Annotated in this window: 18 protein-coding genes; 6 read left to right on the top strand and 12 right to left on the bottom strand. The window is 62.8% G+C overall.

All coding sequences use genetic code 11. From position 1 onward, the window contains the following. The first annotated feature begins 12 nt into the window (after nucleotides 1–12). Nucleotides 13–867: an SDR family oxidoreductase gene (locus PFEN_RS30050; protein ID WP_191490183.1), complete on the top strand. Its 855-nt coding sequence runs from the start codon at nucleotides 13–15 to the stop codon at nucleotides 865–867. A gap of 89 nt (nucleotides 868–956) precedes the next feature. Here the strand turns inward: PFEN_RS30050 and PFEN_RS30045 are convergent, their stop codons facing one another. The 6 genes from PFEN_RS30045 to PFEN_RS30020 all read right to left on the bottom strand — a co-directional run bounded on the left by PFEN_RS30045 (nucleotide 957) and on the right by PFEN_RS30020 (nucleotide 6,296). After that, nucleotides 957–1,694: a hypothetical protein gene (locus PFEN_RS30045; protein ID WP_191490182.1), complete on the bottom strand. Its 738-nt coding sequence runs from the start codon at nucleotides 1,692–1,694 to the stop codon at nucleotides 957–959. An 87-nt stretch (nucleotides 1,695–1,781) separates the two neighbouring features. Next, nucleotides 1,782–2,162 (bottom strand): RidA family protein, encoded by a 381-nt coding sequence (locus tag PFEN_RS30040; RefSeq protein ID WP_191490181.1) that lies wholly within the window; start codon nucleotides 2,160–2,162, stop codon nucleotides 1,782–1,784. A gap of 40 nt (nucleotides 2,163–2,202) precedes the next feature. After that, nucleotides 2,203–4,308 carry a bifunctional GTP diphosphokinase/guanosine-3',5'-bis pyrophosphate 3'-pyrophosphohydrolase gene (spoT, locus tag PFEN_RS30035; RefSeq protein WP_191490180.1) on the bottom strand — a complete coding sequence of 702 codons (2,106 nt, stop codon included), beginning with the start codon at nucleotides 4,306–4,308 and terminating at the stop codon, nucleotides 2,203–2,205. A 60-nt stretch (nucleotides 4,309–4,368) separates the two neighbouring features. Then, the gene (gene rpoZ, locus PFEN_RS30030) at nucleotides 4,369–4,632 is read right to left on the bottom strand and encodes a DNA-directed RNA polymerase subunit omega (protein WP_103499221.1); all 264 of its coding nucleotides are present in this window, start codon (nucleotides 4,630–4,632) and stop codon (nucleotides 4,369–4,371) included. A 167-nt stretch (nucleotides 4,633–4,799) separates the two neighbouring features. Then, nucleotides 4,800–5,420: a guanylate kinase gene (gene gmk / locus PFEN_RS30025; protein ID WP_191490179.1), complete on the bottom strand. Its 621-nt coding sequence runs from the start codon at nucleotides 5,418–5,420 to the stop codon at nucleotides 4,800–4,802. A gap of 12 nt (nucleotides 5,421–5,432) precedes the next feature. Next, nucleotides 5,433–6,296: a YicC/YloC family endoribonuclease gene (locus PFEN_RS30020; RefSeq protein ID WP_191490178.1), complete on the bottom strand. Its 864-nt coding sequence runs from the start codon at nucleotides 6,294–6,296 to the stop codon at nucleotides 5,433–5,435. A gap of 336 nt (nucleotides 6,297–6,632) precedes the next feature. Between PFEN_RS30020 and rph the strand changes: the two genes are divergently transcribed. After that, the gene (gene rph / locus PFEN_RS30015; RefSeq protein ID WP_191490177.1) at nucleotides 6,633–7,355 is read left to right on the top strand and encodes a ribonuclease PH; all 723 of its coding nucleotides are present in this window, start codon (nucleotides 6,633–6,635) and stop codon (nucleotides 7,353–7,355) included. Nucleotides 7,356–7,389: 34 nt separating this feature from the next. After that, on the top strand, nucleotides 7,390–7,758 hold the full coding sequence (locus PFEN_RS30010; protein ID WP_191490176.1) for a DUF4870 domain-containing protein: 369 nt from the start codon (nucleotides 7,390–7,392) through the stop codon (nucleotides 7,756–7,758). Nucleotides 7,759–7,823: 65 nt separating this feature from the next. On the opposite strand, the gene PFEN_RS30005 is transcribed toward PFEN_RS30010, so the two are convergent. Next, on the bottom strand, nucleotides 7,824–8,603 hold the full coding sequence (locus PFEN_RS30005; protein ID WP_003176915.1) for an exodeoxyribonuclease III: 780 nt from the start codon (nucleotides 8,601–8,603) through the stop codon (nucleotides 7,824–7,826). Nucleotides 8,604–8,686: 83 nt separating this feature from the next. Between PFEN_RS30005 and pyrE the strand changes: the two genes are divergently transcribed. After that, nucleotides 8,687–9,328, top strand: a complete 642-nt coding sequence (pyrE, locus tag PFEN_RS30000; protein WP_191490175.1) for an orotate phosphoribosyltransferase — start codon at nucleotides 8,687–8,689, stop codon at nucleotides 9,326–9,328. 6 nt (nucleotides 9,329–9,334) lie between these two features. Then, nucleotides 9,335–9,922: a DUF4124 domain-containing protein gene (locus PFEN_RS29995; RefSeq protein WP_191490174.1), complete on the top strand. Its 588-nt coding sequence runs from the start codon at nucleotides 9,335–9,337 to the stop codon at nucleotides 9,920–9,922. Between the two features lie 206 nt (nucleotides 9,923–10,128). On the opposite strand, the gene argB is transcribed toward PFEN_RS29995, so the two are convergent. The 4 genes from argB to coaBC form a co-directional block, all read right to left on the bottom strand. Further along, the gene (gene argB, locus PFEN_RS29990) at nucleotides 10,129–11,034 is read right to left on the bottom strand and encodes an acetylglutamate kinase (protein WP_191490173.1); all 906 of its coding nucleotides are present in this window, start codon (nucleotides 11,032–11,034) and stop codon (nucleotides 10,129–10,131) included. A 64-nt stretch (nucleotides 11,035–11,098) separates the two neighbouring features. Next, nucleotides 11,099–12,496 carry a phosphomannomutase/phosphoglucomutase gene (locus PFEN_RS30930; protein ID WP_224771097.1) on the bottom strand — a complete coding sequence of 466 codons (1,398 nt, stop codon included), beginning with the start codon at nucleotides 12,494–12,496 and terminating at the stop codon, nucleotides 11,099–11,101. A 1,270-nt stretch (nucleotides 12,497–13,766) separates the two neighbouring features. After that, on the bottom strand, nucleotides 13,767–14,222 hold the full coding sequence (gene dut / locus PFEN_RS29980) for a dUTP diphosphatase (protein WP_191490171.1): 456 nt from the start codon (nucleotides 14,220–14,222) through the stop codon (nucleotides 13,767–13,769). Between the two features lie 5 nt (nucleotides 14,223–14,227). Beyond that, nucleotides 14,228–15,436, bottom strand: a complete 1,209-nt coding sequence (gene coaBC, locus PFEN_RS29975) for a bifunctional phosphopantothenoylcysteine decarboxylase/phosphopantothenate--cysteine ligase CoaBC (RefSeq protein WP_191490170.1) — start codon at nucleotides 15,434–15,436, stop codon at nucleotides 14,228–14,230. 133 nt (nucleotides 15,437–15,569) lie between these two features. Here coaBC and radC point away from each other — a divergent pair, with 133 nt between their 5' ends. Then, a complete protein-coding gene (gene radC / locus PFEN_RS29970) occupies nucleotides 15,570–16,244 on the top strand; it encodes a RadC family protein (RefSeq protein WP_191490169.1) in 675 nt (224 codons plus the stop codon). Between the two features lie 224 nt (nucleotides 16,245–16,468). Here the strand turns inward: radC and PFEN_RS29965 are convergent, their stop codons facing one another. Beyond that, nucleotides 16,469–18,058: an ABC transporter substrate-binding protein gene (locus PFEN_RS29965; protein ID WP_191490168.1), complete on the bottom strand. Its 1,590-nt coding sequence runs from the start codon at nucleotides 18,056–18,058 to the stop codon at nucleotides 16,469–16,471. Nucleotides 18,059–18,484 lie beyond the last annotated feature (426 nt).

Here is an 18,484-nt window from a genome sequence, read left to right as displayed (position 1 = left end):
TGGAGATCCGTGATGTCTGCTCCTTCTGTTCTGATTGCCGGTTGCGGCGATGTCGGTGGTCGCCTGGCGACGCAATTGCTCGGCCAGGGTTGGCGGGTGCAGGGTCTGCGCCGCTCGATTTCGCGTTTGCCACAAGGCGTTGTGGGGGTGGCGGGCGATCTGTTCGCCGAGCAACGTCCCGACACCTGGCCGAGTGGCCCGCTGGATTATCTGGTGTATTGCGCCGCCGCGACCGAGCACGACGAGGCCGGTTATCGCGCAGCCTACGTCGAAGGGCTGCGGCATGTATTGAGCTGGCTCAGGCAATCGGGCCAGCAGCCTCGGCGCCTGCTGTTCGTGTCCAGCAGCAGCGTCTATGTCCAGCAGACGGGCGAATGGGTCGACGAAGCTTCGCCGACCGAAGCCGAGGGCTATTCCGGGCGGTTGATGCTGGAGGCCGAGCAGGTGGCGCTGGACAGCGGCATTCCGGCAACCCGGGTACGCCTGACGGGTATCTACGGTCCGGGTCGCGAGTGGCTGTTGACCCAGGTCCGGCGTGGTTATCGGGTGGCGGTGGAACCGCCTTTATATGGCAATCGGATTCATGTCGATGACGCGGCCGGCCTGTTGGCGTTTCTGCTCGAGGCTGATCGTGCCGGCAAGGTGCTGGAGGATTGCTATATCGGTGTCGATGATGCGCCGGCGCCGTTGGCCGAGGTGGTGGGCTGGTTGCGCGAATACCTGGGGGTGACCGAGTGGGCGGAAGATGCCAGCGTTCGTCGCACTGGCAGCAAGCGTTGCAGCAATGCCAGGGCACGGGCCCTGGGCTGGGCGCCACGATATCCGAGTTTCCGCGAGGGCTATGCGGCGATTCTTGAAGGTCGCTGAGAAGCGTTCATGGAGGCCTCGCCCCTCTGCGGCGTCCCGACAAGCCCGCTCGCCACGGGGGGAGCTCCGCGAAGATCGTGGATCTTCCCTTACTTCTCCAGCAGCCACTGGCGGGCACCGGGGTTGAGCTGCGGCTGCTCATCGGGCTGGGCCGAGTTCAGCGCCTGGAAGATCTCCAGTTGCTTGCCCTTGCGCACGAAAATCCAGGCATTGCCCTTGTTGCCTTGCTGCAACCAGATGCTGTCGTTCCGGCCGCTCATGGAGGCGCAATCGCCGGCCAGGCACAGTGCGTAGCGATCGTTGCCGGGCAAGCCTTCCAGGCGTCCGTCCGGCAGGAACTTGACCTGACCGCCCGCGCCTGGGCCGCTGCTGATCTTCCAGTCGCCACCCATGTAGGCTGAGTACAAGGCCTGCTCGAAGCTGGCACCGACCGGCGCATTGGCTGGCAGTTCGGTTTCGGCGCGGACGAAAGGCTGTTCCGGTTCTGAATCGCTGGCGCCCTGGATCAGTTCCTTGCCGTCGCGCACCAGCGAGGTGCCGGTGCTGCCATAGAAGTCAACGTGCCACTTCTGCTTGCCGTCCGCGCGCACATGGCCCTCGGGGCGTTCGAAGCCGTTGCTGTACTTGACCTGGCCGTTACGGGTGTCGATGTTCCATTCCAGATTCGGCCCGTAGGTCTCCAGCGCTTCGCGCAGGCTGCCTTTCTTGACGGCGGCATCGATGGCGGCCTGGTTGATCCAGGTGCCGCTGATGTCATATTTGGCGGGGTCGCTGGCGCAGCCGCCGAGCAGGAGGGCAAACACCGGGAAGGCAAGCGCTTTGCGCATGGTGGAATCCTTTGCAGACGAAGCTGGCGCGGCGACGAAGGCCGCGCCAGGCAGTGCGGGGTTGTTCGAGGGCGCTGTGGCTGGTCGTTACTCGAGGACCAGGACTGCGTCCATTTCGACCTGCGAACCGCGTGGCAGCGCGGCGACGCCGATGGCGGCGCGGGCTGGGTAAGGCTGCTGGAAGTATTGGCCCATGATCTCGTTGACCTTGGCGAAGTGGCTCAGGTCGGTGAGGAAGATGTTCAGCTTGACGATGTCCTTGAACGAACCGCCAGCGGCTTCGGCCACGGCCTTGAGGTTTTCGAAGACTTGTACGGTCTGGGCTTCGAAGCCTTCCACCAGTTCCATGGTTTTCGGGTCCAGGGGGATCTGGCCGGACATGTAGACGGTGTTGCCGGCCTTGATTGCCTGGGAGTAGGTGCCGATGGCGGCCGGGGCCTTGTCGCTGCTGATAACGGTCTTGCTCATGAACGGGTTCCTTGTAATGGGCGGCTACGTAGGGGGGAGCTTATGCGCGCATGCGGGTAATGCGGATCACGCCGGTCAGGGCGCGCAGTTTCTTGATCACGCGGGCCAGGTGCACGCGGTCGTGCACGCTGACCACCAGTTGGACCACGCTGATGCGACCATCGCGTTCGTCCATGCTGATTTTCTCGATGTTGCCGTCGGCGGCATTGACGCTGCTGGCCAGCAGGGCGATCAGGCCGCGCTGGTGTTCCAGCTCGACGCGCAGCTCGACGTTGAATTCGCCGGTGACATCCTTGGCCCAGGAGAGCTGGATGCATTTTTCCGGGTTGTGGCGGATTTCGCTGATATTGCGGCAGTTGTCCAGGTGCACCACCATGCCCTTGCCGGCGGAGAGGTGGCCGACAATCGGGTCGCCCGGAATCGGCGTGCAGCACTTGGCGTAGCTGAGCACCAGGCCTTCGGTGCCGCGGATCGCCAGTGGGCCTTCGGGACTGGGCAGTTGTTCGCCTTCGCCGAGCAGGCGGCGGGCGACCACATAGGCCATGCGGTTGCCCAAACCGATGTCTTCGAGCAGGTCTTCGATCAGTTCCAGGCGGTATTCGTGGAGCATGGCCTGCACGCGTTCGCCCGGAATCTTGTCCAGGGCGCTGTCGAAACCGTTGAGTACCTTGTTCAGCAGGCGTTCGCCGAGGCTGATGGATTCGGAGCGGCGTTGCAGTTTCAGGGCGTGGCGGATATGCGTGCGCGCCTTGCCGGTGACCACGAAGTTGAGCCACGCCGGGTTCGGCCGCGCGCCCGGGGCGCTGACGATCTCGACCGTGGAGCCGCTTTGCAGCGGCTCGGACAGCGGTGCAAGACGGCGATTGATCCGACAGGCAATGCAACTGTTGCCGACATCGGTGTGTACCGCGTAGGCAAAGTCCACCGCCGTGGAGCCTTTCGGCAGCTCCATGATCCGACCCTTGGGCGTGAACACGTAGACCTCGTCCGGGAACAGGTCGATCTTCACGCTTTCGATGAATTCCAGGGAGTTGCCGGCCCGTTGCTGCATTTCCAGCACGCCCTTGACCCACTGGCGGGCCCGGGCGTGGGTGCCCTTGGGCTGTTCGTCGCCAGTGGACTTGTACAGCCAGTGGGCGGCGATGCCGTTGTTGGCCATCTCTTCCATTTCGCGGGTGCGGATCTGGATCTCGATCGGTACGCCGTGCATGCCGAACAGGGTGGTGTGCAGCGACTGGTAGCCGTTGGCCTTGGGAATCGCGATGTAGTCCTTGAAGCGTCCGGGTAAAGGTTTGTACAAATTATGTACAGCGCCGAGGACCCGATAGCAGGTGTCGACCTTGTCGACGATGATCCGGAACGCATAGACGTCCATGATCTCGTTGAAGGCCCGGCGTTTGCCGCGCATCTTGGTGTAGATGCCGTACAGGTGCTTCTGGCGCCCGCTGACTTCGCCCTCGATGCCGTCGACAGCCAGGCAGTGGCTCAGCGATTCCTCGATCTTGTTGACGATTTCCTTGCGGTTGCCCCGGGCGCGCTTGACCGCCTGGTAGATCCGCGCGGAGCGCATCGGGTGCATGGCCTTGAAGCCGAGGTCTTCGAATTCGATGCGGATCGAATGCATGCCCAACCGGTTGGCGATGGGTGCATAGATCTCGAGGGTTTCCTTGGCGATGCGCCGGCGCTTTTCGCCGGACAGCACTTCGAGGGTGCGCATGTTGTGCAGGCGGTCGGCCAGCTTGACCAGGATCACGCGAATGTCGCGAGCCATGGCCATGGCCATTTTCTGGAAGTTTTCCGCCTGGGCTTCGGCCTTGGTCTCGAAATTCATCTGGGTCAGTTTGCTGACCCCGTCGACCAGCTCGGCCACGGTCTCGCCGAACTGCGCCTGCAGCGCTTCCTTGGCGATTCCGGTGTCTTCGATCACGTCATGGAGCATGGCGGCCATCAGGCTCTGATGGTCCATGTGCATGTCGGCAAGAATATTGGCCACCGCCAGCGGATGCGTGACGTAGGCTTCGCCGCTACGACGGCGTTGGCCGTCATGGGCCTGTTCGGCGTAGAAGTACGCCCGGCGGACCAGGTTGACCTGGTCGGCGCCGAGGTAGGTCGATAAGCGATCGGCGAGGGCGTCTATGCTCGGCATGAGGTTTCCCCCGGCCGAAGCCTTGTACCCTGCGCCGTGCTACGTCGACCAGGCATAGGCTTAGACGGCCTCGTTGGACTCGTCCTCGAAAGCCGCGAAGACTGGGTCTTCATGGACGATGTCCTGTTCAGCGATGAACGCATCCGTCACATAGCCCTCGGCGATTTCCCGCAGGGCCATTACGGTTGGTTTGTCATTTTCCCACGCCAGCTTCGGCTCTTTGCCGCCGGTCGCCAGTTGACGAGCACGCTTGGTGGAGAGCATGACCAGCTCAAAACGGTTAGCCACATGTTCTAGGCAGTCTTCAACGGTTACGCGGGCCATGGTGTTCCTCGTAGCAAATGCGGTAATCACGCTACCCGGATGGGCGAGCGGACTCAACAGTTTAAAAAATCACCAGCGTTTAGGGAAGCGCTGATTTCTCCAGTCGGTTCACCCATGCGCCACGAGTACCAATGTAAAGCCCTCGCGGCGCTTTTGGGAAGTGTTGCTTATGCCAGTAATTCACTCAACAGCTGAGTGAAATGTTGCTGCTGCGGACGCTGTTGCAGTCGATTGGCGCGGAAAATCGCCTTCAGGTCGTCCAGCGCGTGGGCAAAATCGTCGTTGATGATCAGGAAATCGTATTCGACGTAGTGGCTCATTTCGCTGACCGCCTCGCGCATCCGCCCTTCGATAATCGCGTCGCTGTCCTGGCCGCGGTTGGTCAGGCGTTGGCGCAGGGCCTGCTGGCTTGGCGGCAGGATGAAGATGGAGCGGGCCGCGGGCATCTGCCGGCGCACTTGTTCGGCACCCTGCCAGTCGATTTCCAGGATCAGGTCGTGGCCTTCGTCCAGGGTCTGCTGCAGGTGGCTCTGGGACGTACCGTAGAGGTTGCCGAAGACTTCGGCCTGTTCGAGGAAATCACCATGCTCGACCATCCGCACGAACTCGGCGCGGTCGACGAAGTGGTAGTTCACGCCGTTGGCCTCGCCCGGGCGCATGGCGCGGGTGGTGTGCGAGACCGAGACGCGGATCTGCGGCTCGGCATCGATCAGGGCCTTGACCAGGCTGGTCTTGCCTGCGCCCGACGGTGCGGAAATGATGTAGAGGGTGCCAGTGCTGTGGGTCATGTCGGGTTAGCCTTACTCGATGTTCTGTACTTGTTCGCGCATTTGTTCGATCAACACTTTGAGGTTGACCGCCGCCTGGGTGCTGCGCGGGTCGAAGGCCTTGGAGCCGAGGGTGTTGGCTTCGCGGTTGAGTTCCTGCATCAGGAAGTCCAGGCGTCGCCCGGCCGCGCCGCCGGACTTGAGCACCCGGCGGACTTCGATGATATGGGTGGCGAGGCGGTCGAGTTCTTCGGCCACGTCGCTTTTCTGTGCCAACAAGACCATTTCCTGCTCCAGGCGGGTCGGGTCCAGCTCGGCCTGCATGTCGGCAAAGCGGTCGAGGACTTTCTGGCGCTGGCTGGCGAGCATCTGCGGAACCTGCTCGCGCAGGGTCGCGACATCGGCCTCGATAGCGTCCAGGCGTTCGACGATCAAGCGAGCCAGCTCCGCGCCTTCGCGCTGGCGGCCGTTCTTGAGTTCCTTGAGTCCTTGGTTGAACAGGGCCAGGGCCTCGTTGTTCAGGGCCTGCGGGTCGCTGGCGTCAGCCACCAGTACGCCAGGCCAGGCGAGGACTTCCAGCGGGTTCAGCGCGGCGGGCTGCTTGATCAGGCTGGCGACCGTTTCGGCGGCGGCGACCAGTTGGGCGGCGCGCTCGCGGTCGATCTGCAGGGGTTTGCCGGTGGTTTCCTCGGTGAACCGCAAGGTGCATTCCAGCTTGCCCCGAGACAGGCCCTGGCGCAGGGCTTCGCGAACCGCGCCCTCAAGGTCGCGGAAGGCCTCCGGCAGGCGCAGGTGAGGTTCCAGGTAGCGGCTGTTGACCGAGCGCAATTCCCAGCTCAGGGTGCCCTGGCTGACGGCGCTTTCGACGCGGGCGAAGGCGGTCATGCTGTGGACCATGGAAGTACCTCGCGATTCAGGTCCGCCGCCGCTTGGGCGAGCAGGACCGATGAATGAATTAAAGCCGACAGGCAGCAAAGGCGCAGGATTGTAGCGCAGTGCGGTCGCTGTCCCCAAACCTGGAGGTGTGGGAGCGAGGTTGCTCGCGATGGTGGCAGCGGCACCGAGGGGCATCAGGCGCCCCGTATTATCGTTGACGTTCATCGCGAGCAATCGAGCAGCGACCGGCTGCTCCTACAAGGTGGGGTGGGGATGTCCGGTATTTAGAGGTGCCCAGCACAGGCCCTGGCCTCTATAATGCTCCGTAGATTTCCGCCCTCGTACAGGTATTCCCAGATGAAACGTCCAAGTGGTCGCGCTGCCGATCAGCTCCGCTCGATCCGCATCACCCGCAACTACACCAAACACGCCGAGGGATCTGTACTGGTCGAGTTCGGTGACACCAAAGTGATTTGCACGGTCAGTGTCGAGAACGGCGTGCCGCGCTTTCTCAAGGGCCAGGGCCAGGGTTGGCTGACCGCCGAATACGGCATGCTGCCGCGCGCCACCGGCGAACGTAACCAACGTGAAGCGAGCCGCGGCAAGCAAGGTGGTCGCACCCTGGAGATCCAGCGTCTGATCGGCCGTTCGCTGCGGGCCGCGCTGGATATGTCCAAGCTCGGTGACGTGACGCTGTATGTCGACTGCGATGTGATCCAGGCCGACGGCGGTACCCGTACCGCCTCCATCACCGGTGCCATGGTGGCCCTGGTCGACGCCCTGGGCGTGATCAAGAAGCGTGGCGGCCTGAAGGGTGGCAGCCCACTCAAGCAGATGATCGCCGCGGTATCGGTGGGCATGTACCAGGGCGAGCCGGTGCTCGACCTGGACTATCTGGAAGACTCGGCGGCCGAAACCGACCTGAACGTGGTCATGACCAGCACTGGTGGCTTCATTGAGGTCCAGGGCACCGCCGAAGGCGCGCCGTTCCACCCCGAGGATCTGAGCGCGATGCTGGCATTGGCGCAAAAAGGCATGAACGAAATCTTCGAACTGCAGAACGCCGTGCTGGCTGACTGAGTGTTCGGACTTTTGCCAGGATCAGGAGAACGCCATGAGTGACGAGCAATTGCCCGTACCCGCACCGAGCCAGGAAGTCAGGCAATGGGCGATGTTCTGTCATTTGTCGGCGTTTCTCGGCTACTGGTTTCCGTTTGGCAGCCTGATCGGACCGCTGATCCTGTGGCAGATGAAGCGCGAGCAGGACCCGTTCATCGACGCCCAGGGCAAGGAGGCACTGAATTTCCAGATCACCGTGGCGGTGGCGGCGATGGTCTGTATTCCGCTGATGTTCGTCCTGATCGGTATTCCGCTGTTCGGCTTGCTGGTGATCGCGGCGGTGGTGTTGACCATCATTGCCGGGGTCAAGGCCAATGAGGGCGTGGCTTACCGCTATCCCTTCACCTGGCGGCCGATCAAGTAGCTCCTGGTGCCGACAGGCAAAAAAGCCGACGCGAAGTCGGCTTTTTTGTCACTGCGAAAAGACGCTTAGATGGTCAGCGTCCAGTCGTAGTCGACGATCAGCGGCGCATGCTGGGAGAAGCGCGGCTGGCGTGGCAGGCGCGCGCTGCGCACGAAACGCCGCAGGCCCGGGGTCAGCAACTGATAGTCGAAACGCCAGCCGAGGTTGAGCATCTCGGCCTGTTCGTTATCCGGCCACCAGCTGTACTGGTCACCTTCGCGGCTGACTTCGCGCAGGGCGTCGACATAACCCATGTTGCCGACAATCTCGTCCATCCAGGCCCGTTCCGGCGCCAGGAAGCCCGGGGATTGCTGGCTGTCGCGCCAGTTCTTGATATCCAGCTTCTGTTGCGCGACGTACAGCGAACCACAATAGATATACTCACGACGTTTGCGCCGCTGTTTGTCCAGATAGCGGGCGAAGTCGTCCATAAGCTTGAACTTCTGGTTCAAGTCTTCATCGCCGTTCTGCCCCGAGGGAAGCAGCAAGGTCGCGATGCTGACCTTGTCGAAATCGGCTTGCAGGTAGCGCCCGTAGCGGTCTGCCGTCTCGAAACCGAGACCGCTGATGACAGCCTTCGGTTGCAACCGCGAATACAGAGCCACGCCACCCTGGGCGGGGACTTCGGCATCGCAGGCATAAAGGAAGTAGCCATCCAGTTGGAAGGCTGGATCGTCCAGTTCAAAGGCGGAGGCGCGGGTGTCCTGCAAGCAGATGACGTCGGCATTCTGGGCCTGCAGCCAACTGAGCAAACCACGCTCGACTGCGGCTTGAATACCATTGACGTTCACACTGATGATCCGCATAAATGGCCCCAAAAATCACGTGCGTGTATGATACCCCAAGGTCTACCTAATTAGCTAAATCCGTGGTATTTGGGGCTTTTTTCATGCAGGCGTATCAACGCGATTTCATTCGTTTTGCCATCGATCGCGGGGTTTTGCGCTTCGGTGAGTTCACTCTGAAGTCCGGGCGTACCAGCCCATACTTCTTCAATGCCGGCTTGTTCAACAGCGGTTCGGCCCTGGCCCAGCTGGGGCGTTTCTATGCCGCGGCGATCATCGAGAGCGGAATTTCGTTCGACGTGCTGTTCGGCCCGGCCTACAAGGGCATCCCCCTGGCAGCGGCCACCGCCGTGGCCCTGGCCGAGCATCACGGACTGGATCTGCCCTGGTGCTTCAACCGCAAGGAAGCCAAGGCCCACGGCGAAGGCGGCAGCCTGGTGGGCGCGCCGCTGGTGGGTGATGTGTTGATCATCGACGATGTGATCACCGCCGGGACCGCGATTCGCGAGGTAATGCAGATTATCCAGGCCCAGGGCGCCAAGCCTGCCGGCGTGCTGATCGCGCTAAACCGCCAGGAGCGCGGGAATGGCGAGCTGTCGGCGATCCAGGAAGTCGAGCGCGACTTCGCGATCCCGGTGGTCAGCATCGTGTCCCTGACCCAGGTCCTGCAGTTCCTGGCCGACGATGAGCAGCTCAAGCAGCATTTGCCTGCGGTCGAGGCTTATCGCGCGCAATACGGGGTCTGATCCCTCTTGCGCCTCGCGTATCGCTGGCTGCCCCTGCTGCTTTGCCTGTCCTTTGCCGCGCAGGCAGAGGATGCCTCTGGCGTTCTGCTGTACCGCTATGTCGACAGCAAGGGCGTCACGGTGCTCGATCGCCAGGTTCCTCCGGAGTATGTGGGCAAGGGCTATCAGGTCTTGAATTCACGGGGGCGGGTAGTGCGGACGGTGGCACCCGCTCCGACGGCCGAGGAGCTTGCCCATCTGCGGGCGCAGAAAGCCGAGGCCGAGGCCAATGCATTGCTGTTACAGCGCTATTCCAGCGTCATTGAGGTCGACAAGGCCCAGGCTCGAAAATTCGCCGAGTTGGATACGATGATCGCGAGCGTCCAGACCAATCTTCAGGCCTTGCTGGCGCAGCAGGCCGGCTTGCAAGGCCAGGCGGCGGAGCAGGAGCGGGCGGGGCACGAGGTGGCGCCGCAGTTGCTGGGGCAACTCACCGCGCTGCGGGACGAACAGGCGCGGATGAGGGCGGACATTGCCAAATACCAGGCGGCACGGGTCCAGGCGCAGCAGGAGTTCGCCGTGGATCGGGCGCGGGTGGAGCAGTTGACGCACTGAGGTGTGGCCAACGTCAATCTTGTCGTACCGTCTTGAGTCTTGACTCATCTCTCGGTCAACACGATCCCTGTAGGAACCGAACGCCAATCTTGTATACGACGCACATCCTGTAGATATCGTCTTGACCCTCATCGCGCAAGCGCGATGTTTGGGTCAAACGGTATCTACGGGGTTTGTTGCGTTTTCGAGTATGGGTTTCGGCCTGGTCAGGGGCGCTTGCGATTGCTGATCAGGGTGCCCATGCCGGTATCGGTGAAAATCTCCAGCAGTACCGCATTCGGTACGCGACCGTCGATGATCAGCGAACTGCCGACACCGCCCTGTACCGCTTCCAGCGCACAACGAATCTTCGGCAGCATGCCACCGTAGATGGTGCCGTCGGCGATCAGGTCATCCACCTGGGCAGTGCTCAGGCCGGTCAGGACTTTGCCTTGCTTGTCCATCAGGCCGGCAATGTTGGTCAGCAGCATCAGTTTCTCGGCCTTCAGGGCCTCGGCGATCTTGCCCGCCACCAGGTCGGCGTTGATATTGTAGGACTCGCCGTTGGCACCGACGCCGATCGGCGCGATGACCGGGATGAAATCACCCTTGACCAGCAGGTTCAGCAGATCGGTGTTGATCCCGACCACTTCGCCGACCTGGCCGATGTCGATGATTTCCGGCTGGGTCATTTCCGGGGTCTGGCGCGTGACGGTGAGCTTTTTCGCCCGGATCAGCTCGGCGTCCTTGCCGGTCAGGCCGATGGCGCTGCCGCCGTGACGGTTGATCAGGTTGACGATGCTCTTGTTCACTTGCCCGCCGAGGACCATTTCCACCACGTCCATGGTCTGGGCGTCGGTCACGCGCATGCCGTCGATGAAGTGGCTCTCGATGGACAGGCGCTTGAGCAGGTCACCGATCTGCGGACCACCGCCGTGGACCACCACCGGGTTGATCCCCACCGCTTTCATCAACACGATGTCACGGGCAAAACCGGTTTTCAGCTCTTCGCTTTCCATGGCGTTGCCGCCGTACTTGATTACCAGCGTCTTGCCGACGTATCGGCGGATGTAAGGCAACGCTTCGGAAAGAACCTTGGCGGTATTGGCGGCGGCATCGCGTTCGAGGGTCATTCAGGGCTCCGGTGGCACAAGTGGTCGGACGGTGCAAAGGCTATGCTTTTACACCGCCCGAAGGTCAGAACGGTAGTGGCAGATCAGGGGCAACACGTTTCAATTGGGCGTGGAACACGTCCTTGATACGCTGCAATTCGACTTCGGTGTCGGCTTCGAAGCGCAATACCAGCACCGGCGTGGTGTTGGAGGCGCGTACCAGGCCCCAGCCCTTGGGGTAGTCGACCCGCACACCGTCGATGGTGGTCAGGTTGGCGTCGCCCCAGTCGGCATCGCTTTGCAGTGCGTCAATGATGCTGAATTTGCCCTCGTCAGTCACATTGATATTGATTTCCGGCGTGGAAATATCGTTCGGGAAGGTCGCGAACAACTCCTCGGCGCTGGATTTCTCCTGGCTGAGGATCTCCAACAGGCGCGCGGCGCTGTAGATGCCATCGTCGAAACCGAACCAGCGCTCCTTGAAAAAGATGTGGCCGCTCATTTCGCCGGCGAGCAGGGCGCCACTTTCCTTCATTTTTTTCTTGATCAGCGAATGACCGGTTTTCCACATCACCGGGCGACCGCCGTATTCGCGGATCAAGGGGGTCAGGCGCCGGGTGCATTTGACGTCGAAAATAATGTCCGCGCCCGGGTTGCGCGCCACCACGTCCTTGGCGAACAGCATCAGCAGGCGATCGGGGAAGACGATGTTGCCGGTGTTGGTCACCACGCCCACGCGGTCGCCATCACCGTCGAAGGCCAGGCCCAGGTCGGCATGGCTTTCCTTGACCTTGGCGATCAGGTCCACCAGGTTCTCGGGTTTGCCCGGGTCCGGGTGGTGGTTGGGGAAGTGACCGTCGACTTCCTCGAACAGCGAGATGACTTCGCAGCCCAGGGCTTCGATCAGCTTGGGCGCGATGACCCCGGCGGCACCGTTGCCGCAGTCGATCACGACCTTGAGTTTCCTCGCCAACACGATGTCGTTGCGGATCTGCTCGAAGTAAGGGGTGAGGATGTCGACCTTCTCGATGCTGCCCTTGCCGCTGCTCAGGTCATGGGTCTTGAGTCGGGTGTGCAGGGCCTGGATCTGTTCGTTGGCCAGGGTGTCGCCGGCGATGACGATCTTGAAACCGTTGTAGTTCGACGGGTTGTGGCTGCCGGTGAGCATGACCCCGGACTTGCCGGCCAGTACGTTGGCGGCGTAATACAGCGCTGGGGTCGGCACCAGGCCGACGTCGCTGACATGGCAGCCGCTGTCGTGCAGGCCCTGGATCAGTTGCTGGACCAGCTCCGGCCCGGACAGGCGGCCGTCACGGCCGACCGAAACGTTGGGTTCGCCCTGGGCCAGGCTCTGCGCGCCGATGGCGCGGCCGATCCAGTAGGCGGTTTCGCCGTTCAGGGTCTCGGGGACCGTACCGCGGATGTCGTAGGCGCGGAAAATACTGTCCGGGAATGTCGGGATGACGGGTGCGCTGCTGTTCATGGCGTGGGGTGGCTCCGTTCCCAGGAAGTCCTGGTGTTCGTCGAGAATGTCGATATCGAGAAAATCGGTATCTTGGAATAGCGGATCGGTCCAGGCGGCACCTGAGGTGGCGGGCTGGATCGGCGTCGGGGTACCGCGGACCGCAATGCCTGGATCAATGCCGGCTGGGACAGGCTCGGGGTGACCGTTGCGCAACGAAAAGCGCGCCAGTTCCTGAGCCAGTCCATTGAGGGCCGGCAGGCTCAAGCTGAAGGCTTTGACGGCTTTGCCGCCGGAGAGTTCGCGAAACAGTTGCTCCAGCTGTCGGACATCGCCGTCGAGGCGGTCTTGCTGGCGTTTGTGGGTCAGGTAAATGCCCAGCAGGGCGCCACCGAAGGCGAACAGGGCAGCCAACAGGGTGATCGCGTAGGCGCTCAGCGGATAGGGCAGTTTGAGTAAGGGGCCGGGGCTGAACTTCAGTACCCAGTTCGGATTGCCGGCGCCAAAGGCATAGCTTTCGTTCTCGGTCCCCGTTCCGCGCTGGTCCAGTACCTGCTCCGGGCTGCCGAGAACGCTCTGCGTCAGGCGCAGCTCGCCGGTTTCCGGATGCCAGGAGGCCAGGGGTTGGAGCAGTCGTTGCAGGTCGAAGACCAGCAGCAGTGTGCCGCCTGGTGTTTCCGAAGAGGCCTTGAGCGCGGCTACGCTATAGACCAGCCAGCGTTGGCCGATCTTGTAGGCCTCCGGTGCCGGACGGGTACCTCGTTCGGCTCGGGTGATCAGGTCCAGCGCCGAGAAGTTCAAGGGGGCCACGCGGTCGCTGGTCGGCTGGGCCTGGCCCGGTAGATACAGTTGGGCATCCACCAGGCCGTTGGCGAAGCGCAGGCCGGCTTCGGCGGCCTTTACCTGGTCGGTGCTCTGGCTTTGCAGGGCCTTGAGCAGCGAGGGGTCCTGTGCCGCGGCCTCGGTCTGGGCGATGAGATCGGCGCTTGCCTGGCTCAGGCCTGCTGCCGCCACGGCGCCCGGAGTCTGCGCCAGGTTGGTGCGCAGTGTCTGGTTCCAGGGCCCTATCGCGCCAAACCAGAGGAGTGCGGCGGCCATGGCCAACCCTCCCAAGGCCAACTGCAGTCCCGGTAACAAGGGCCTGGCGGCATCGTTTGCAGGCGCGTGGCCGTTGCTTTCGTGACCGTCGATGGTCTTTGCACTGCGCTTGAAGCCTTTCAAATACTGCCTCCGCGAGGTTCATCCTGAAGTTCAGCGCGCGCCGTTCGGACCGGGCCTGGAACAGCTTAGGTCAATGGCTTCCCGAGTGCCCGAATCCGCCAGCACCGCGCTGGCTTTCGTCGAAGCTTTCGACCAGTTCGAAGTGCGCCTGTACCACCGGCACCAGCACCAGCTGGGCGATGCGCTCGCCGACGACAATGTTGAAGGCGGTCTGGCCACGGTTCCAGCAGGAAACCATCAGTTCGCCCTGGTAGTCGGAGTCGATCAGGCCCACCAGGTTGCCCAGCACGATGCCGTGTTTGTGACCCAGACCGGAGCGCGGCAGGATCAGGGCGGCGAGACCTGGATCACCGATGTACACCGACAGCCCGGTGGGGATCAGCAAGGTCTGGCCCGGTTCCAGTACGGTGTCCTGCTTGAGCATGGCGCGCAGGTCGAGGCCGGCGGAGCCGGGCGTGGCGTACTGTGGCAGCGGGAATTCGCCACCGATGCGTGGGTCGAGGATCTTGGCTTGCAAAGCGTGCATGAAAATTAAACCTGGTTCAGTCGTTCGGCGATAAAGGAAACCAGCTGGCGGGCAATCTTGCCCTTGCTGGTCTGGGCGAAGAGCGTCGCGTGGAGCGCTCGGTCGATCACGCTGCAGGCGTTTTCCTCGCTGTTGAAGCCAATGCTGGGGTTGGCCACGTCATTGGCGACGATCAGGTCGAGGTTCTTGTCCTTGAGCTTGCGCGCGGCGTAATCGAGCAGATGTTCGGTTTCGGCGGCGAAACCGACGCTGAACGGACGGTCGGGGCGGCTGGCAATAGTGGCCAGGATGTCCGGGTTACGCACCATCTGTAGCAGCAGGCCGTCGCCGTTCGTAGGGTCTTTCTTGAGTTTTTGCGGGGCAACGACTTCCGGGCGGTAGTCCGCGACTGCCGCCGAGGCGATAAACAGGTCGCAGGGCATGGCGGCTTCGCAGGCGGCAAGCATGTCGCGGGCGCTCACGACGTCGATGCGGGTGACCCGGTCCGGGGTCGGCAAGTGCACCGGGCCGGTGATCAGGGTCACCCGGGCACCGGCTTCGACGGCAGCCTCGGCCAGGGCGAAGCCCATTTTTCCCGAGCTGTGGTTGGTGATGTAGCGCACCGGGTCGATGTTTTCCTGGGTCGGGCCGGCAGTGATCAGCACGTGCCTGCCGGTCATGGCCAAGTGTTGGAAGCAATCGGCGGCGCACTGCGCCAGGTCCGTGGCTTCGAGCATGCGGCCCAGGCCAACGTCGCCGCAGGCCTGGCTGCCGGAGGCCGGACCGAAGACTTTCAGGCCGCGGCTTTGCAGCAACTGGCTGTTGGCCTGGGTGGCCGGGTCGCGCCACATCGCCTGGTTCATGGCCGGGGCGACGGCGACGATGGCGTCGGTGGCGAGCACCAGGGTCGTCAGCAGGTCGTCGGCAATGCCTTGGGCCAGGCGCGCGATCAGATCGGCGGTAGCCGGCGCGATCAGCACCAGGTCGGCCCATTTCGCCAGCTCGATATGGCCCATGGCCGCTTCGGCGGCCGGGTCGAGCAGGTCCAGGTGCACCGGGTGCCCGGACAGTGCCTGCATCGTCAGCGGGGTGATGAACTCGCTACCGCCGCGGGTCATGACCACGCGCACTTCGGCGCCCTGGTCGAGGAGTCGGCGAACCAGCTCGGCGCTCTTGTAGGCAGCAATGCCGCCGCCGACGCCGAGAACGATGCGTTTCCGATACAGCCGCTGCATAGACCTGCCTTTTAGTTCGGTGATGGCTACCCCCGACGACGCCTCCCCAGGCCGGATCGGGGGTAAAAATGATGGGCTAAGATAACACAGCGACCGTCAGGGAACAGCGGCGCCCAAAGGACAGGGAGGTGGCATGAGTATTCGTGATTGGCCGGCGGCGGAGCGGCCGCGGGAGAAGTTGCTTGAACAAGGCGCGGCGAGTCTTTCGGACGCCGAGTTGCTGGCGATCTTTCTGCGCACTGGTGTCTCCGGCAAGAGCGCGGTGGACCTGGCCCGGCACTTGTTGAGCCGGTTTGGCAGCTTGCGCGGTCTGCTGGAGTCCGACCAGCAGGCGTTTGGCCGTCAGTTGGGACTGGGGCCGGCGAAGTTCGCGCAATTGCAGGCGGTGCTGGAGATGGCCCGGCGGCATCTGGCCGAGCGCTTGCGACGCGACTCGGCGCTGGAAAGCCCGCGGGCCGTGCGCGATTACCTCAAGGCGATGCTGCGCCATGAGCCTCATGAAGTGTTCGCCTGCCTGTTTCTCGACAGCAAGCATCGGGTATTGGCATTCGAGCCGCTGTTTCACGGCTCCATCGACAGCACCAGCGTTTATCCTCGCCAGGTGGTCAAGCGGGCGCTGGCACACAATGCGGCGGCCTTGATCCTGTGTCATAACCATCCTTCGGGGATTGCCGAGCCCAGCCAGGCCGATCATGTACTGACCAAGCGCCTGAAAACGGCGTTGGAGTTCGTGGATGTGCGGGTGCTCGATCACTTTATCGTCGGCGAGGGCGAGCCCTTGTCGATGATGGAGCGTGGCTGGATGTAACGGGATCGGAGATGCACCGTGGCTGGATGTGATGGGGTCGGAGATGCACCGTGATCCCCTGTAGGAGCCGAGCTTGCTCGCGATCGGCTGCGCAGCAGTCGTAAAACCTCTGCACGCGGTGCATCTGGCGCACCGCGTCAGCCGGATTGTGGCCGCTGCGCGCCCGATCGCGAGCAAGCTCGGCTCCTACAGGAGGGCGTGCCCGCTGTCGTAACGTGTGTCGATCAGGGTTTTACGCTGACCTTGGAAAAATCCTGCCGCCCGAACGGACTCACTTCATAACCCTGGACATTCTTGCGCAGCAAGGCGAAGGCCGTCGGATGAGCCAGCGGTAGCCACAGCGCCTGCTGCTGGATCTGCGCCTGGGCCTGTTCGTACAGCTTAGTGCGGACCCCTTGCTCGCTGGTGGTCTTGCCGGCGCTGATCAGCTTGTCCAGACCCGCATCGCAGTAGCGGGCGAAGTTGGTGCCCGACTTCAGCGCCGCGCAGGAGAATTGCGGGGTCAGGAAGTTGTCCGGGTCGCCGTTGTCACCCGCCCAGCCCATGAACAGCAGGTCATGTTCACCGGCCTTGGCCCGGCGAATCAGCTCGCCCCATTCGATCACACGGATCTGTGCCTGGATGCCGACCTCGGCGAGATCGGCTTGCAGCAGTTGGGCGCCAAGACTCGGGTTGGGGTTGAGCAGGCTGCCCGACGGGCGGGTCCAGATGGTGGTCTGGAAACCGTCCTTGAGCCCGGCCTTGGCCAGCAGCGCCCTGGCCTTTTCCGGGTCGTGAGCGTAGCCGGGCAGGTCCTTGGCATAACTCCAGGTGTTGGGCGGGTACGGGCCGTTGGCCGCCTCGGCGGTCTCTTCGAAGACCGCCTTGAGGTAGCTGGTCTTGTCGAAGGCCAGGTTGATTGCCTGGCGCACTTCCGGCTTGTCCAGCGGTGGATGCTGGCTGTTGATGGCGACGAACGCAGTCATGAAGGCCGCGGTTTTTTCCACCTTGAGCGTCGGTTCTTTACTGGCCGTGGTGACGTCCAGGGGTTTGGGCGAGAGCGCGATCTGGCATTCGTTGCGCCGCAGTTTTTGCAGGCGGACGTTGGCATCCGGGGTGATGGCGAAGATCAGGCTGTCGACCGCCGGCTTGCCGGCGAAGTAATCCGGGTTGGCGCTGTAGCGGATCGAGGCGTCTTTCTGGAACCGTCCGAACACGAACGGGCCGGTGCCGATGGGCTGGCTGTTGAGCTTTTCCGGGGTACCCGCGGCCATCAGCTTGTCGGCGTATTCGGCGGAATAGATCGAAGCGAAGCCCATGCTCAGCGCGGCAAGGAAGGTCGAGTCGGGGTGGTCCAGGGTGAAACGCACGGTCAGCGGGTCGGTGGCCTCGATCCGTTTGATCAAGCCGGGCAGTTGCAGCGATTGGGCGTGGGGGAAGCCGCTCTGGGCGATCTTGTGCCACGGGTTGGCCGGGTCGAGCATGCGTTCGAAGCTGAAGCGCACGTCGGCGGCGCTCAGCTCACGGGTCGGCCTGAAGTAGTCGGTGTGATGGAATTTCACCCCCGGATGCAGCTTGAAGTCGTAGACCAGGCCGTCATCGGACACTGTCCAACTGTCGGCGAGGCTGGGCACCAGCTTGCCGCTGGCGGTGTCGAAGTCCACCAGGCGGTTCATCAGCACATCGGCCGAGGCGTTGGTGGTGGTCAGCGAGTTGTACTGCACCACGTCGAACCCCTCGGGGCTGGCCTCGGTGCAAACGCTCAGGGAGCTGGCGGCCTGGGCCGGCAACCCGAGGAAGGGGACGAGCAATAGCGGTAGGGCAGCGAGACGCATATTCAGTATCCTTTGCAGGTCGTTGTCCCATCTGCGAGTGCAGTCTGGAAAAGTCCTACCCTAGAGGTATGGACGGTAATTGACTATCCCGTTTTTACCGGGTTTTGCAGTTTGCCTGCTTCCCCTGGAAATTTCACCGCTGCGTTTGGTGGGTCTTTTGGGCGGGCGGCAGGTGTTGTGCGACGAGCGGCCTTCCATGGCGCGAGCCCCGTTGCTGGGGTGCCGACCGCTCATTCCCGGCGCCGCGCCGAGGTTTTAATCGCACTTGATGTTGTTGCACCTGAGTCTTTCTGGTATAAAGCAGCGCTCTTTTCTAGGGGCCCGGTTCCTTCGCTTGTAGGTGTAGCCGGTAAGACCCTTAAAGAAACGCGGCGCCTGGCGCCAAATGACTGAGAGATTAAGCGGCCAACCCATGCCGGGTTGGGC

Source organism: Pseudomonas sp. FEN (assembly GCF_904067045.1).
Taxonomy (GTDB): domain Bacteria; phylum Pseudomonadota; class Gammaproteobacteria; order Pseudomonadales; family Pseudomonadaceae; genus Aquipseudomonas.
Note: the sequence above shows the minus strand (reverse complement) of the source record. Positions and strands in the feature narration are given on the sequence as shown.